The organism is Salinicola sp. LHM (assembly GCF_034479735.1).
Classification (GTDB): domain Bacteria; phylum Pseudomonadota; class Gammaproteobacteria; order Pseudomonadales; family Halomonadaceae; genus Salinicola; species Salinicola salarius.
In genome coordinates this window covers 2,218,130-2,232,532 of the sequence record NZ_CP140261.1, presented here as the reverse complement: position 1 = coordinate 2,232,532, position 14,403 = coordinate 2,218,130, and the positions used below count along the sequence as shown (strand labels likewise).

The window sequence follows — 14,403 nt, the reverse complement described above, 5'->3', positions numbered from 1 at the left end:
CTGCAACGCGTCTGCTCATCCGTGCCTCGACACGCTCGGAGAGTCAGTCCGACGCGGCCCTGGCCGGGGCGTTAGTTTGATGGCAGCCATTATGTGTCGATGCGTTAATGGCGAAGGTGGGAAAAGCCGATGTTTTCACGCGCATTTACCGCGATAGTGTTTGGCTTGCTATTGATAGGCTGCCAGCGTCGAATCCACCGGCGGTCGTGTCGTCTTTCCACGGGGCGCCGTCATACAGGAAAAACTTCATGAGTGCTCCAGCCATTCAAGCGGCGCTTCAGCAAATGCAGGCTCTCTCGGCTCAGGCGAGCGGACAGGGCATGAGCGCGCAGAGCCCTGCTGCCGAGACTCACGGCAGCTTCGCCGGGGAACTGCAGGCCTCGCTCGGACGAATCAATCAGATGCAGCAGTCCGCCAATCAGCAGGCCATGGCCTTCCAGGCCGGCGATCCCGACGTGGCATTGAACGACGTGATGATCGATTCCCAGAAGGCGAGCGTGGCCTTCGACATGGGCGTCCAGGTACGTAATCGCCTCGTGACCGCGTACAAGGAAATCATGGGGCTGCAGATTTAAGGCGCTTTTCCGGCCTCGTTTTGCGCTTCACCGAAGCTCGGCGGTCGTTTGACCGCCGGGCTTTTCGCGTTCATCAGACACCACGCTTGCGATGCTGGCGCCATGTCTCCACCGAGTAGAATCCGAGCCCGATCCAGATCAGGACGAAGGTGGTCAGTTGGGGCCACGAGAGGGTTTCGTCGAATACCCATAGCGCCAGCAGGAACTGCAGCGTCGGATTGAGATACATCAGAAAGCCGACGGTGGAGAGCGTCAGCCGTCGCGCGGCGCCAGCGAAGGCGAGCAGTGGCAGGGTGGTGACGACGCCACTGATGATCATCAGCGCGGTGGTTTTCGATGTCTCGCCAAAATGGGACTGGCCATGCCAGGCCAGCCAGGCCAACGCGGCGAGGCTCAATGGCAGCAGCAGGCTTGTTTCTACCAACAGACCCGACAGCGCATCCAGGGAAACACGCTTGCGCAACAACCCGTAGGTGCCGAATGTCATGGCCAGCACCAGGCTTATCCAGGGTAGCTTGCCGAGTATCACCAGTTGCAGCAGAACGGCGCCGAGCGCGAGGCCGATCGCCAGCATCTGCCAGCGCCCCAGCCGTTCGCGCAGCACGAGCATCCCTAACGCCACATTGACCAGCGGCGTCATGAAGTAGCCCAGGCTCGCCTCGAGCACGTGGTGGGTTTCCACCGCGTAGATATAGAGCCCCCAGTTCAGCGCGATGAGCAGTGCGCAGCCGAGGCTCCAGCTCAGCCCGCGGACCAGATCGCGCGGGCTTCGAAAGCTACGGCCCAACACGGCCCAGCGTCTCATCAGCGTGACCACGACGATCAGGAAGGCGCAGGACCAGAGGATGCGCTGGATCAGTACCTCGAACGCGGGCACGCCATCGAACAGCGAAAAGAACAGGGGAAAACAGCCCCACATCGCGTACGCGCCGACGCCGAACACGACGCCAAGGCGCGCATCGCTCGCGGAAGCCTGCCGCTCGGGGGCTGCCGTTTCGGTGGTTCGAGGTCGGGAATCATCCATTGCAGGGCTCGACATGATCGACGCTCCATATCTCGGGCCCGTAATCTATCATGACCAACGTCACGCAGGCTGCCCGATGTCGACGGGAAATGTACCGGAATGTCCCGTGTCAGACGAAGGCGGCGATTTCAAAGAGGAAAGCCATGAACGAGTTACGCGTCAGCCTCGTACAGAGCGAGCTGCATTGGGAGGATCCGGCAGCCAATCGACGCCTGCTGGATAGCCGCATGGGGACGCTGGATGGCAGCCGGACCGATCTGATCGTGCTGCCGGAAATGTTCGCCACCGGGTTCACCATGAATGCCGAAGCGATGGCGGAGCCCTTCGACGCCAGCCCGACGCTGGACTGGATGCGCAGCCAGGCGCAGGAGCGAGGCTGCACCATCACCGGGAGCCTGGCGATCGCCGACGGTGGGCGCCGCTACAACCGGCTGATCTGGATGACGCCGGAAGGGGTGATGACCCATTACGACAAGCGTCATCTGTTTCGCATGGGCGATGAGCCCAGGCATTACGCGGCGGGCACCCGGCGCCAGATGGTCGAGATCAAGGGCGTGCGTATCCTGCTGTCGGTGTGTTACGACCTGCGTTTTCCGGTATGGCTGCGCCAGCAACCCGGCGCTGGGCAACCTTTCGAATACGACGCGCTGCTGTGCGTCGCCAACTGGCCGGCGCCGCGCAGACACCCGTGGCGAACGCTGCTGCAGGCGCGCGCCATCGAGAATCTGAGCTACGTGATCGGCGTCAACCGGGTGGGAGAGGATGGCAACGGGCTGCCTTACGCCGGCGACTCCATGGTGGTGGACTTCAAGGGCGAGCCGCTGGCCGATCATCCGCCGGGCGAGGCGTTCGTCGAAACCGTCACGATTTCCAGCGATGCGTTAAAGACATTTCGCGACAAGTTCCCGGCGTGGCAAGATGCCGACACTTTTCACTGGGGTGACTGACCTTTTCACTGGGATGACTGACAATGCGGTTGGATCGATTTCTTAGCGAGGCCACGGAACTCACGCGCAGCCAGGCCAAGCGTGCACTGCGCCAGTTCGAGGTCAGCGTCGACGGCGAAGTGACGCGAGACGCCTCGTATCAGGTTTCCGATGATCAGGTGGTGCGTTGGCAGGGCGACATACTGGAACGGGTCGGCTGGAGATATTTGATGATGCACAAGCCGGTAGGTGTCGAGTGCTCCCTGCGCCCGACGCATCATCCCTCAGTGCTGAGTTTGATCGATATCCCGCAGATCGAGCGGGTGCATCCGGTAGGGCGGCTGGATCTCGATACTTCGGGACTGCTGCTGATCAGCGACGATGGCAAGTGGACGCACCGCGTGACCTCGCCGAACCGCGCCTGTGTGAAGCGCTATCGGGCGACATTGGGTGAACCTCTGATAGCGGGCGAGGCTGAGCGCATCGCGGAACAGTTTGCCGAGGGCGTCGAGTTGAACGGTGACGACAGGCCGACCCGGCCGGCCACCTTCGAAGCCGTGAGTGATACCGAAGTGCTGATCGGCGTCACCGAAGGCCGCTACCACCTGGTCCGGCGCATGCTGACGGCGGTGGGGCACACGGTCGAGACGCTGCACCGTGAAGCGATCGGGCCGCTGGAGCTCGACCCGGATCTCGAACCCGGCGAATGTCGCTATCTGCGCCCGGAAGAGATAGCCGCGTTCTGAATGCCTTCCAGCGGGAAGCGGGAGCGCGGGCTTCAATTTTTATACCGTTATCTTGTTTTGGAAAAACACCTTCAGGCTGCCTCGAATTCGTCATCAAGGCGGGGAGAGGGAGGAAGCGTCGATCAGCGCTCGTGTGTAAGCCGATTGCGGGTTTTCGAGCAGCCCCTCGCACTCTCCCTGTTCGACGACTTTGCCGTCCTTCAGCACCAGTATGTTGTGCGCCATCGCCCTGACCACGGCGAGGTCGTGGCTGATGAACAGATAGGCGAGGCCGTGTCTGGCCTGGACGTTGCGCAGCAGCTCGATCAGTTGCTTCTGCACCGTGCGATCGAGGGCCGAGGTCGGTTCGTCGAGGACCAGCAGACTCGGCTTGAGGATCAGGGCGCGGGCGATGGCGATACGCTGGCGCTGGCCGCCGGAGAACTCGTGAGGGTAGCGGTCGCCGCAGTCTGGCGGCAGGTCGACGTCGCGGAGCGCTTCGGCAATGCGCTCGGCCACGGTCGATTCGTCGAGCTCGGGATGATGGAAACGCAGCCCCTCGCTGATGATATCGGCAACCGGCATACGCGGTGACAGCGAGCCGTAGGGGTCCTGGAACACGATCTGGAACCCGCGTCGCTGGCGCCTGAGCGCATCGCCGCTCAAGGTATCGAGCCGCTGTCCGGCGAAGCGGATCTCGCCGCTGGCGGGCAGCAGCCGGATCAGGGCCGAGGCCAGCGTTGTCTTGCCGGAGCCGGATTCACCGACGATGCCGAGTGTTTCCCCTTTACGGAGTTGCAGCGACAACGGCTCGACGGCGACGAAAGCCGGAGGGCGCGGCCGCAGGAAGGGCTTGGGTCGGGGAAACGCCACGCTGACGCGATCGGCGGCCAGCAGCGGTGTTTCGCCGTCCTGTTCCGGAGGCGTCGGCCGACCGCTGGGAATGGCATCGATCAGTTGTCGCGTGTAGGCGGCCTGCGGCGTGTCGAAGACGACGGGCGTGGGGCCGGTCTCCACGCGCTCGCCACGACGCATGACGACGACCCGGTCGGCATGGCGACGCACCAGGTTGAGATCGTGGCTGATCAGCAGCAGGCCCATGTCGTGACGATCCCGCAGGTCGTCCAGCAGCGCCAGAATCTCCTGTTGAACCGTCACGTCCAGCGCCGTGGTGGGCTCGTCGGCGATCAGTAGTTTCGGGTCGTTGGCGATCGCCATGGCGATCATCACCCGCTGGCGTTGCCCGCCGGAGAGCTGGTGGGGCCAGGCCGTGATCAGCTCCTCGACCCGGGGCAGCCTGACCTGTGTCAGTAGCTCCTTGATGCGGCGTCTGGCGGCTTCGCCTCGAAGCCCTTGATGCAGGCGCAGCGTTTCTCCCAGTTGCTTGCCGACGCTATGCAACGGATTCAGCGACGTCATCGGCTCCTGGAAGATGAAACCGATCTGCCCGCCGCGCAGCGCGTTCCATTGGCGAGGCGAGAGATGGCCGATATCGCGGCCGTCGAAATAGCGCTCTCCCTGGATGTCGGTGCCCGCCGGCAACAGGCCCAGCGCCCCCAGTGCGCTGACCGACTTGCCCGACCCCGACTCCCCGACCACGGCGACGGTTTCTCCTCGATCGACATGCAAATCCAGCGCGGTTACCGCCGCCTGGGCACCGAAGCGGATGGTCAGTTGGCGCAGTTCGAACAGTCGCTTGTCGCTCATGGCAGGCTTTCCTGACGCGGGCTATCGAGTGGGGCGGCAGGTCGGTCGACCCGGCTCGCGGTGAGGATATGGCGTGGATCGAATGCGTCGCGCAGCCCCTCGCCGATGAATACCAGCAGCGACAGCATTACGCTCAGGGTGACGAAAGCGGTCACGCCGAGCCAGGGCGCCTGCAGGTTGTTCTTGCCCTGGGCGACCAGTTCGCCCAGCGACGGCGAGCCCGGTGGCAGCCCGAAGCCGAGGAAATCCAGCGCCGTCAGCGTCGTGATGGCGCCGGTGAACAGAAACGGGATGAAGGTCAGCGTGGCGACCATCGCGTTGGGGAGCACGTGTCGGCGCATGATCAGATGCGAGGGTAGCCCCATGGCGCGCGCGGCTCTCACGTACTCCAGATTCCTGGCGCGGAGGAACTCGGCGCGAACGATATCGACCAGGCCCAGCCACGAGAACAGCAGCATGATGCCCAGCAGCCACCAGATGTTGGGTTCGACCAGGCTGGCCAGGATGATCAGCAGGAACAGGACCGGCAATCCCGACCAGATTTCGATCAGGCGCTGGCCGATCAGGTCGATCTTGCCGCCGAAGTAGCCTTGAATGCCGCCGATCACCACGCCGAGGAAGATCGAGCCGATGGTGAGCGCCAGGGCGAAGGCCACCGACAGCCGAAATCCGTAGAGAACGCGGGCGAAGACGTCGCGGCCCTGGTCGTCGGTCCCCAGCCAGTGGCGGCTGCCGGGCGGCGAAGGCACCGGCCCCTGCACGTCGCGGTCCAGCGTCTGGTAGGAAAACGGCACCGGCGGCCACAGCATCCAGCCATTGTCGGCGATCTGCTCGTAGACGACGGGGTCGCGATAGTCCGCGGTCGTCGGTAGGAAACCGCCGAACTCGGTTTCGGGATAGTCCACCAGCAGCGGCACGTACCAATGGCCGTCGTACTGCATCACGATCGGCTTGTCGTTGGCGACCAGCTCGGCGCCCAGGCTGACGATGAACAGCAACCCGAAGATCCAGAGCGACCAGACGGCACGTCGGTTGCCGCGAAAGACCTGAAGGCGACGCTGAGTGATTGGCGACAAGCGCCGGCGATGGCTCGATGTCATCACGACTCCCGGGTGCCGAAATCGATGCGTGGGTCGACCCAGACGTAGGTCAGATCCGAGATCAGCTTGAGTACCAGCCCGATCAGGGTATAGAGGTAGAGCGTGCCGAAGATCAGCGGGTAGTCGCGCTGCATGACGGCCTCGAATCCCAGCAGGCCAAGGCCGTTGAGCGAGAAGATCACCTCGATCAGCAGCGAGCCGGTGAACAGGATGCCGATCAGCGCCGAGGGCAGGCCGGCGATGATGATCAGCATGGCGTTACGGAACACGTGGCCGTAGAGCACGCGCCGATCCGAGGCGCCCTTGGCGCGAGCCGTCAGCACGTACTGCTTGTGAATCTCGTCGAGAAAGCTGTTCTTGGTCAGCATGGTGAGGGTGGCGAAGCTGCCGATGGCCGAGGCGAGGACCGGCAGCGTGATGTGCCAGAAGTAATCCTGGATCTTGCCGAGCAGCGACAGCTCGCTGAAGTTGGAGGACGTCAGCCCGCGCAGCGGGAACCAGTTCAAGTAACTGCCGCCGGCAAAGACCACGATCAGCAGAATCGCGAACAGGAAGCCGGGGATCGCGTAGCCGACCACCACCGCGCCCGACGACCAGACATCGAAGGCGCTGCCGTGGCGCAGGGCCTTGCGAATGCCCAGCGGGATCGAGATGAGATAGACCAGCAGTGTCGTCCATAGCCCCAGCGAAATCGACACCGGCAGCCGATCCAGTACCAGGTCTAGCACCGGCTGCCCCCGGAACAAACTCTCGCCCAGATCGAACGTGGCATAGTCCTTGAGCATCAGGCCGAAGCGTTCCCAGGCCGGCTTGTCGAAGCCGTACTCTTCGGTCAGTTGTTGACGCAGTTCCTCGTTGACACCGGCAAGGCGCTGCGCGCTGCCGCCATTATTGCCGTCGCCGCCACCGCTTTCGAGACCGGTGCTGGCATTGCTGTTCAAACCTTCGAAGCGGGCCATCATCTGGTCGATCGGTCCGCCGGGGGCGGCCTGCACGATGATGAAGTTGAGCAGCAGAATCCCCAGCAGGGTGGGAATCATCAGCAGCAGGCGACGAACGATATAGCTGGCCATGGCGGGCAATCACTCCTGGCCGCGCTGGCGCGCGGTGATGGCCTGGGCGCGGTCGGGATCGACCCACCACACCGTGAAATCGGGCGTATAGCGCGGGAACGGCCGAGGGTAGTCGAACTTGTCCCAGACGGCGACGCGAGTGCCGTCGAAATTCCATTGCGGCACCACATAGAAGCCCCACCGCAGAACCCGGTCGAGTGCCCGGGAGGCGGCATCCAGCGTCTCGCGATCGTCCGCCTGGATCAGTTCATCGACCAGAGCGTCCACTACCGGGTCCCGCACGCCCGCCAGGTTGCGGCTCTGGGGGACGTCGGCATAGTCGCTGGTCCAGAAGTCGCGCTGCTCGTTACCGGGATTGGCCGATTGCGGAAAACTGCCGACGATCATGTCGAACTGGAAGTGGCGCAGGCGGTCGAGGTACTGGTTGACGTCGACCACGCGGATCTTGCTCTGGATGCCGAGCCGCTCCAGATTGCGTATGAACGGCTGGGTGATGCGCTCCCACTGGCTGTCGTAGAGCAAAAACTCCAGCGTGAAAGGCTGGCCCGTCTCGAGGTTCACCAGTCTGCCGTCGCGGACGTCGTAGCCGGCCTCGCGCAGCAGTTCGAGCGCCTGACGCAGGCGCGGACGCAGCGCCTCGGGGCGGGACATCGGCAGGGGCTGGTCGAATACCGCGGCAGGCAGCTGGTCGCGATAGGGTGCGAGCAACTCAAGCTCGCCGTCGCTGGGCAACCCGGTTGCGGCCATCTCGGAATTCTGGAAAAAGCTCTCGGTGCGCTGATAGGCCCCGTAGAAGAGATGCTGGTTGAGCCAGTCGAAATCGAACGCCAGCCCCAGCGCCCGGCGTACACGAGGGTCCGATAGTTTGTCGCGGCGCGTATTGAACACGTAGCCCTGCATTCCTGCCGGCTGGCCATCCGGCACGATTACCCGCTGGATCGCGCCGTCCTCGACGGCCGGCGTATCGTAGGCGGTCGCCCAGTTCTTGGCGCTGCTTTCGATGCGCATGTCCAGCGCGCCGGCGAGAAACGCCTCCAGCGCCACCGATTGATCGCGGAAGTAGTCGTAGACCAGCCGATCGATATTGTAGCGCCCGCGATTGAGCGGCAGATCCCGCCCCCAGTAGTCGTCGACGCGCCGATAGACGATACGCCGGCCGGGGTCGACTTCGTCGATCTCGTAGGGACCGGAGCCCAGGAGCTTGTCGAGGGTCGGTTTGGTGAAGTCCTTGTCTTGCCAGTAGTGTTTGGGCAGTACGGGCAACTGCCCCAGGATCAGCGGCAGTTCCCGCGACTGGTTGTTGGAAAAGGTGAAGCGCACGGTGCGTTCGCTGAGTACCGAAGCCGATTCGACACTGGCGTAGTAGGCGCGATAGAAGGGCGAGCCCTTGTCGCGGAGCAGCCGGAAGCTGAACGCGACATCCTCGGCGGTGACCGGCGTGCCGTCGTGGAAGCGCGCCTCGGGCCGGAGATCGATTTCCATCCAGTGGCGGTCGGGATCGAGCCGGATACCGCCGGCCAGCAGCCCGTACATGGTGAAAGGCTCGTCGGCGCTGGATTCCATCAGCGTGTCGTAGATCTGGTTGAGGCCGTCGGCAGGCGTGCCCTGGATGATGAAGGGATTGGTGGAGTCGAAGCTGCCGTTGGCTGCCCGGCGCAGCGTCCCGCCCTTGGGGGCGGCGGGGTTGGCGTAGGGCAGGTGGTCGAAGTCGGCGGGCAGTGCCGGATCGTCATAGAGCGCGATGGCATGCACGGTAGGTACGCCAGCGCTCTGCCCCGGCGTTTCTGTCGGCTGGGCGCTGACCGGCGCCGACAGCGGTATGGTCAGCGCCAGCGCGGCAGCAGCCAGGAGCCATCGGAATCCAGCCATCTTCGATATCCTTCATCTCGGTGCGAGCGCCCGTGTGGGCGCCAGACGTGGTGAATCGTTGTACCGCTAAACGCTGCCCTGTCAAAGCGCGATCAATGGAAAAACGCTATCGATGATCGCCGTTCTGCGCCAATGTCGTGGCGGGCACGGAAAGCGTCTGCCCGATACGGATGATGCTCCCCTCGAGGCCGTTTTCCTGACGGATCTCGTTGACGCTGGCGCCGAAGCGCGCGGCAATGGCCGAGAGGGTATCGCCGCGACGAACTACATAGCGGTTGAGCACTGTGCGTTCCGCAGTGGGCAGCGTCGCCAGGTTGGCGAGAAAACGCTGCTTTGCTGCCGCCGGTACCAGCAGGCTGGCGTCGTCGCGCGGGCGCGTCGAGGCCCGCTTGAAGCCGGGGTTCAGATCGCGCAGCGTCTGCGGGTCGACGCCGGCGAGGTCCGCTGCCATCGACAGCGTCAGCGGACCGCCGGTATCGACCTGGGCGAACTGGGTCTTGTCGGGAATCGAGGGCAGCGCTACACCGTACTGCTCCGGCTCGGCGATTACTGCCGATAGCGCCAGCAGACGCGGAATGTACGCCATGGTCTCCGCAGGCAGGCGCAGATGCCAGTAGTCGATCGGGTCACCGCGATTGGCCGCGGCGTTCCGAGCGGCATTCACGGTGCCGGCGCCCGCATTGTAGGCGGCCAGCGCCAGCAGCATGTCACCGTCATACCAGCGGCCGGCCTGCTGCTTGATATAGTTCATGGCGGCGTCGGTGGCGGCGACCACGTCGTGGCGGCCGTCGTACCAGGCCGTGCGCGACAGGCCCATGGCGTCACCGGTGCCAGGCATGAACTGCCACAGGCCCGCTGCCCCGCCCGGATTGGTGGCCGTCGGGTCGTAGCCGCTTTCGATGAAGGGCAGTAGCGCGATCTCGCTGGGCAGCTGATGGGCCTCCAGTCGCCGCGTGACCCAGCGAAGCCAGGGCTTGGCCTGTTCCGCCACTTGCTCAACGTGTTGCGGGTGCTCGCGATACCACGCCAGCCACTCGGCCACGCGGGGGTTGGCCGTCTCGTGGGACATCCGGAACCCTTTGCGCAGGCGGTTCCAGACATCGGGCGCTCGACGCTCCTGGAGCACCAGCGAAGACCAGAAGGTACGTTGTGAAGCGCCGCTTGCGGCCTCCGGCGCCGTTTTTGCCATGGCGGTCACGGGAAGCGCGGACAGCAGCAGGCTACCGGCGAGGCCGACGAAGACATGGCAGCGCCTCGGTGGGAAATTCATTCGTTCAAGATCCTTGGTAACACGGTCACCGCAGTGGACAGGTCGACAGCGAATCACGTCGTCTCGCTCTGCGATGCTAGAAACGATCCTTCCATGCGCGCAGCGTGGCAAAGGCGGCCATGCTGTCATCGACGGGCCCTTGCTCACGCAATGTCTCGCGCAGGCCTGGCTCGTCGACGCGCAGGAACGGGTTGATCTGGCGTTCGCGGCCCAGCGTGGTCGGCAGCGTGGGCCGATCCAGGTCGCGAGCGGTCTGGCACTCGCGCCGGTAGGCGTCGCGAGCGGCGTTGTCGGGCTCGGCGGCGGCGGCGAAAGCCAGGTTGGCGAGGGTATATTCGTGGGCGGCAAACACCAGGGTGTCTTCCGGCAGTGCGTCGAGTTTCGCCAGCGAGTCCCGCATCTGCTCGGGAGTACCTTCGAACAAGCGCCCGCAACCGCCGGAGAAGAGCGTATCACCGGCAAACAAAAGCCCTGGTGTGCCGGGCGCATGGAAGGCGATATGATCCAGAGTGTGGCCGGGGACGGCGTAGACTTCGAAGCGGCGCCCCAGCACGCGACATTCGTCACCTTCGCCGACGCGATGATCGATGCCGGAGATGGCGTCGTTGGCGGGGCCGTAGACCGTGGGAGCGTAGCGCTCGATCAGCGCCTGCAACCCGCCCGTGTGATCCTGATGGTGGTGGGTGATCAGGATGGTGTCGAGCGTCAGATTTTCCTGTTCCAGCCAGGCTATGACGGGTTTGGCATCACCGGGGTCGACGACAGCGACGCGCTCCTGCGAGTCCTGGCGCAGCAGCCAGATGTAGTTGTCCTGGAACGCGGGAATCGGCTTCACGGTCAACATGTGGCATTCTTCTCCGGCAGGTTCGTCTGTGGATTCGGGTATCGAGGGTCGAGCCGTTGGTCTGACCCCGTGCAGCACGCGCGGGTTCCCGCAAGCCTTCACGCCGTCAGGTTCAGCGGCGAGCTGCCGTCCAAAAAGCGATAACCTTGGGGAGTAAAGCCGTCCGTGTCAATCTCGCCGCCGGATCAAAGCCTGCAGGCAGCCGTCCGCCAGGGACGCCGGTTCTGGGCATCGCCGCCCGGACAGGCGTTGTGGCGCGCCGAGCGCGCCTGTCTCGGGCCGCATTGCGAGCAGCATCGCGGCATGGTGAGCCTGCAACTGGGCATGGCGCCGCTGATGAGCGACATGTGTCCGATTCGCCATTCGCTCGATTGGGCGCCTTCCACCGAACTCGTTCGCACCGAGAACTGTCTGGTCTGCCTGCCCGGCAGCCTGCCGCTCGCCGACGATAGTGTCGATCTGGTGTTGCTGCATCACCTGCTGGAGGCCGTGGATCAACCTCACCACGTTCTGCAGGAAGCGGCACGCGTGACGCGCGGCGACGGTCGCCTGGTGATATTCGGCTGGCATCCCTTCGGACCGACCGGCCTTCGTCGGCGCTATCACCCCGCGCCGTGGCAGCACCAGTGGCGAACGCCAGCGCGCCTGCGGGACTGGCTGACGTTTGTCGATTTCGAGATCGAGCGGGTAGACTATTGCGGTTTCCGGTTGCCCGGCCGTGCGCTGGGCAGCGATCGTCTGGAGACGCTCGGGCGCCGCTACAATCTGCCGCTGTCCTCGGCCTACCTGGTGGTGGCAAGCCGGCGCAGTATCCCGGTCCAGCCGATCAAGCTGCGCGACCCGGTACTCGGTGGCGGCAAGTCAGGGGCCTGGCTGGGGCTGGCCAGGGAGACCCGGCCGACCGGTCATCACGGTTGCCAGAAATCGCATCGCACGCCGATACAGGCCGCAGGCTGCATGGCGGTCGACGCTGCGGCGCCGGGAACGGAAGGCGAGTCGTGTCGCTCGTCGAAACGTGAGTCTCTCGTCGAAACGTGACCACGCCGAGCGCCGGGATCAAGCGTCCGCCAGATCCCCGCAGACGATGCCTGACCTCAACGACCGCCTGTCATCATCGACAGCCCGTTTTACCAGAAGATCAGAAGCCTCATTACCAGAAGCGTCATCACCAGAAGAGAGTCCGTCTTGCCCGCTCCGAATTCCGAATCGCCGACGATGCCCGCCGTGACCATCTATACCGACGGAGGTTGCCGCGGCAATCCCGGCCCCGGCGGCTGGGGGGCGTTGCTGGTCTCCGGTCGGCACGAGAAGCCGATGAAGGGCGGCGAGGCCGAAACCACCAACAATCGCATGGAACTGATGGCGGCGATCCAGGCCCTGCGTGCGCTGGACCGCCCCTGTCGCGTCGCTCTGTGGACGGATTCCCAGTACGTTCGCAAGGGCATCACCGAATGGATACACGGCTGGCAGAAACGCGGCTGGAAGACCGCGGCCAAGCAGCCGGTCAAGAATGCGGAACTCTGGCGGGAACTGCTTGCCGAAACGCAGCGCCACGCCATCGAATGGCACTGGGTCAAGGGCCACAGCGGCCATGAGGGAAACGAGGCCGCCGACCGGCTGGTCAACGAGGCGATCGACGAAGTCATCGCGAAGCGTCGGTCTTCGGCACGATAATCCGGTTTTTCATGCGGCGGTCCGAACACCAGAAGTCGTGATCCTGTCGTCAAAACACGAATGACTGCCGTCAGGCACAAGCGAGGAAAACGTATGCGCCAGATCGTCATGGATACGGAAACCACTGGTATCGACCCGCGAGAAGGCCATCGCATCATCGAGATCGGTGGCATCGAACTGGTCAATCGCCGGTTTACCGGGCGCACCTATCATCAGTACGTCAATCCGGAGCGGGACATCGAGGCGGAAGCCGTCGAGATCCACGGCATCACCAACGAGCGAGTCGCCAACGAGCCGGTGTTTGCCCAGATCGCCGACGAGCTTTGGGAGTTCATGCGCGGCGCGCAACTGGTCATTCACAATGCGCCGTTCGACGTCGGCTTCTTCGATCATGAATTCAAGCTGCTGAACGCTGTGCGTGGCGAGCCGGTGCTGGGCCCCGTGGCCGAGCATTGCAGCGTGCTGGATACGCTGAAGATGGCGCGGGAGATGCATCCGGGGCAGCGCAACAGTCTCGACGCGCTATGCAAGCGTTACGATATCGACAACGGCCAGCGCGTACTGCACGGAGCACTGCTGGACTCCGAGATCCTGGCCGAGGTTTACCTGGCCATGACCGGGGGCCAGACCGCACTGTCACTCGCCGGCAATGACGAGGGCGACGGCCGCGAACCTGGTGCTGCCAGCGGCGTGCGTCGGGTCGAGCGAAACGGCGTGCCGCTGACGGTGCTCAAGCCGAGCGAAGCCGAGTGGCAGGCCCATCAGCAACGGCTCGAGCAGATCCGCCAGTCGGCCGGGCAGTGCCAATGGGATGCCCTGGAAATGCCGGAGGCTCAGCACTGATGTTACACCGCGAGATACCGCCGGCCGATGTCGTCGGCGGCTGGTTGCTGCGCATGGGCGAGAGCGGAGTCGCGCCGGCTGAATCCGGCAGCATGCTCGTCTACTGCGAACGATGGCCCGAACAGGCGCTGCGGCTGGGATACTGGCACGGCGAGCCGGTGGCCGTGGTTGTCGAGACGGACGGCGATGACTGGCCACCGTTTCGCGACTGGCTGGCACAGGCGTCGGCCTCCGAAAGCGAACTGCTGGCGACCGCGCTGCAGGTCACCCATTGGGAGCAGGATCACCGCTTCTGTGGCCGTTGCGGTCACGCTACGCGGCGGCTGTCCCACGAGTTTGCCATGCAGTGCGACAACTGCGGCCTGCGCGGCTATCCCCGTATTTCGCCTTGCATCATCACGCTGGTGACGCACGGCAGAGACATGCTGCTGGCGCGAAGCCCGCGCTTTCCACCGCAGCGCTACTCGACGCTGGCGGGCTTCATCGAACCCGGAGAGTCGGTGGAAGCGGCCGTGCGGCGGGAAGTGATGGAAGAGGTCGGCGTCGAGGTAGGGCGGGTGAGTTTCTTCAAGAGCCAGTCCTGGCCATTTCCGCATTCGCTGATGATGGGATTCTTCGCCGAGGCGGCCAGCCGGCGGATACGGATCGACGGCGAGGAGATTGTCGATGCGGCCTGGTTCACCCCGGAAAAACCGCCTCAACTGCCGCCAACCTACTCGATTTCTCGGCAGCTGATCGAGACACATCGCAAGGCGGTCGCAATACGCTGAACG

General features: G+C 64.3%; 14 protein-coding genes. 7 read left to right on the top strand and 7 right to left on the bottom strand.

Annotation, left to right across the window (positions count from 1 at the left end):
- Positions 1-248 precede the first annotated feature (248 nt).
- Entirely contained in the window at positions 249-575 is a 327-nt protein-coding gene (gene fliE, locus R5R73_RS10365; protein ID WP_071231244.1) for a flagellar hook-basal body complex protein FliE, read from the top strand.
- A gap of 73 nt (positions 576-648) precedes the next feature.
- On the opposite strand, the gene rarD is transcribed toward fliE, so the two are convergent.
- On the bottom strand, positions 649-1,614 hold the full coding sequence (gene rarD, locus R5R73_RS10360; protein ID WP_244179835.1) for an EamA family transporter RarD: 966 nt from the start codon (positions 1,612-1,614) through the stop codon (positions 649-651).
- A 128-nt stretch (positions 1,615-1,742) separates the two neighbouring features.
- Here rarD and R5R73_RS10355 point away from each other — a divergent pair, with 128 nt between their 5' ends.
- Positions 1,743-2,546, top strand: a complete 804-nt coding sequence (locus tag R5R73_RS10355) for an amidohydrolase (protein ID WP_322527467.1) — start codon at positions 1,743-1,745, stop codon at positions 2,544-2,546.
- Between the two features lie 23 nt (positions 2,547-2,569).
- Positions 2,570-3,271, top strand: coding sequence for a pseudouridine synthase (locus R5R73_RS10350; protein ID WP_322527466.1), 702 nt, complete (start codon positions 2,570-2,572; stop codon positions 3,269-3,271).
- Between the two features lie 93 nt (positions 3,272-3,364).
- Here R5R73_RS10350 and R5R73_RS10345 read toward each other — a convergent pair whose 3' ends face one another.
- From R5R73_RS10345 to gloB, 6 genes are all read right to left on the bottom strand, one after another.
- The gene (locus R5R73_RS10345) at positions 3,365-4,957 is read right to left on the bottom strand and encodes an ABC transporter ATP-binding protein (RefSeq protein ID WP_110632611.1); all 1,593 of its coding nucleotides are present in this window, start codon (positions 4,955-4,957) and stop codon (positions 3,365-3,367) included.
- A complete protein-coding gene (locus tag R5R73_RS10340; RefSeq protein WP_071231239.1) occupies positions 4,954-6,057 on the bottom strand; it encodes an ABC transporter permease in 1,104 nt (367 codons plus the stop codon). The genes R5R73_RS10345 and R5R73_RS10340 overlap by 4 nt, the downstream gene beginning before the upstream one ends.
- Positions 6,057-7,130: a microcin C ABC transporter permease YejB gene (locus tag R5R73_RS10335; protein ID WP_071231238.1), complete on the bottom strand. Its 1,074-nt coding sequence runs from the start codon at positions 7,128-7,130 to the stop codon at positions 6,057-6,059. The genes R5R73_RS10340 and R5R73_RS10335 overlap by 1 nt, the downstream gene beginning before the upstream one ends.
- Before the next feature lie 9 nt (positions 7,131-7,139).
- On the bottom strand, positions 7,140-8,999 hold the full coding sequence (locus R5R73_RS10330) for an extracellular solute-binding protein (RefSeq protein ID WP_322527465.1): 1,860 nt from the start codon (positions 8,997-8,999) through the stop codon (positions 7,140-7,142).
- Between the two features lie 106 nt (positions 9,000-9,105).
- Positions 9,106-10,269 (bottom strand): transglycosylase SLT domain-containing protein, encoded by a 1,164-nt coding sequence (locus R5R73_RS10325; protein ID WP_322527464.1) that lies wholly within the window; start codon positions 10,267-10,269, stop codon positions 9,106-9,108.
- A gap of 76 nt (positions 10,270-10,345) precedes the next feature.
- Positions 10,346-11,113: a hydroxyacylglutathione hydrolase gene (gene gloB / locus R5R73_RS10320; RefSeq protein ID WP_322527463.1), complete on the bottom strand. Its 768-nt coding sequence runs from the start codon at positions 11,111-11,113 to the stop codon at positions 10,346-10,348.
- 165 nt (positions 11,114-11,278) lie between these two features.
- On the opposite strand from gloB, the gene R5R73_RS10315 reads away from it, so the two are divergent.
- The 4 genes from R5R73_RS10315 to nudC all read left to right on the top strand — a co-directional run bounded on the left by R5R73_RS10315 (position 11,279) and on the right by nudC (position 14,400).
- Positions 11,279-12,151, top strand: a complete 873-nt coding sequence (locus tag R5R73_RS10315) for a methyltransferase domain-containing protein (protein ID WP_322527462.1) — start codon at positions 11,279-11,281, stop codon at positions 12,149-12,151.
- A gap of 177 nt (positions 12,152-12,328) precedes the next feature.
- On the top strand, positions 12,329-12,787 hold the full coding sequence (gene rnhA / locus R5R73_RS10310) for a ribonuclease HI (RefSeq protein ID WP_110633348.1): 459 nt from the start codon (positions 12,329-12,331) through the stop codon (positions 12,785-12,787).
- Positions 12,788-12,880: 93 nt separating this feature from the next.
- Positions 12,881-13,630, top strand: a complete 750-nt coding sequence (gene dnaQ, locus R5R73_RS10305) for a DNA polymerase III subunit epsilon (RefSeq protein WP_276231542.1) — start codon at positions 12,881-12,883, stop codon at positions 13,628-13,630.
- Positions 13,630-14,400, top strand: a complete 771-nt coding sequence (nudC, locus tag R5R73_RS10300) for an NAD(+) diphosphatase (RefSeq protein ID WP_110632630.1) — start codon at positions 13,630-13,632, stop codon at positions 14,398-14,400. Before dnaQ ends, nudC begins: the two co-directional genes overlap by 1 nt.
- Positions 14,401-14,403: the final 3 nt, after the last annotated feature.

Excerpts from the sequence above, each read along its gene's own strand:
- gloB (WP_322527463.1), bottom strand. The coding sequence starts at position 11,113 with ATGTTGACCGTGAAGCCGATTCCCGCGTTCCAGGACAACTACATCTGG.
- R5R73_RS10355 (WP_322527467.1), top strand. The coding sequence starts at position 1,743 with ATGAACGAGTTACGCGTCAGCCTCGTACAGAGCGAGCTGCATTGGGAG.
- R5R73_RS10350 (WP_322527466.1), top strand. The coding sequence starts at position 2,570 with ATGCGGTTGGATCGATTTCTTAGCGAGGCCACGGAACTCACGCGCAGC.
- R5R73_RS10325 (WP_322527464.1), bottom strand. The coding sequence starts at position 10,269 with ATGAATTTCCCACCGAGGCGCTGCCATGTCTTCGTCGGCCTCGCCGGT.
- fliE (WP_071231244.1), top strand. The coding sequence starts at position 249 with ATGAGTGCTCCAGCCATTCAAGCGGCGCTTCAGCAAATGCAGGCTCTC.
- dnaQ (WP_276231542.1), top strand. The coding sequence starts at position 12,881 with ATGCGCCAGATCGTCATGGATACGGAAACCACTGGTATCGACCCGCGA.
- R5R73_RS10335 (WP_071231238.1), bottom strand. The coding sequence starts at position 7,130 with ATGGCCAGCTATATCGTTCGTCGCCTGCTGCTGATGATTCCCACCCTG.
- R5R73_RS10340 (WP_071231239.1), bottom strand. The coding sequence starts at position 6,057 with ATGACATCGAGCCATCGCCGGCGCTTGTCGCCAATCACTCAGCGTCGC.
- rnhA (WP_110633348.1), top strand. The coding sequence starts at position 12,329 with ATGCCCGCCGTGACCATCTATACCGACGGAGGTTGCCGCGGCAATCCC.
- R5R73_RS10345 (WP_110632611.1), bottom strand. The coding sequence starts at position 4,957 with ATGAGCGACAAGCGACTGTTCGAACTGCGCCAACTGACCATCCGCTTC.
- R5R73_RS10330 (WP_322527465.1), bottom strand. The coding sequence starts at position 8,999 with ATGGCTGGATTCCGATGGCTCCTGGCTGCTGCCGCGCTGGCGCTGACC.
- nudC (WP_110632630.1), top strand. The coding sequence starts at position 13,630 with ATGTTACACCGCGAGATACCGCCGGCCGATGTCGTCGGCGGCTGGTTG.
- rarD (WP_244179835.1), bottom strand. The coding sequence starts at position 1,614 with ATGTCGAGCCCTGCAATGGATGATTCCCGACCTCGAACCACCGAAACG.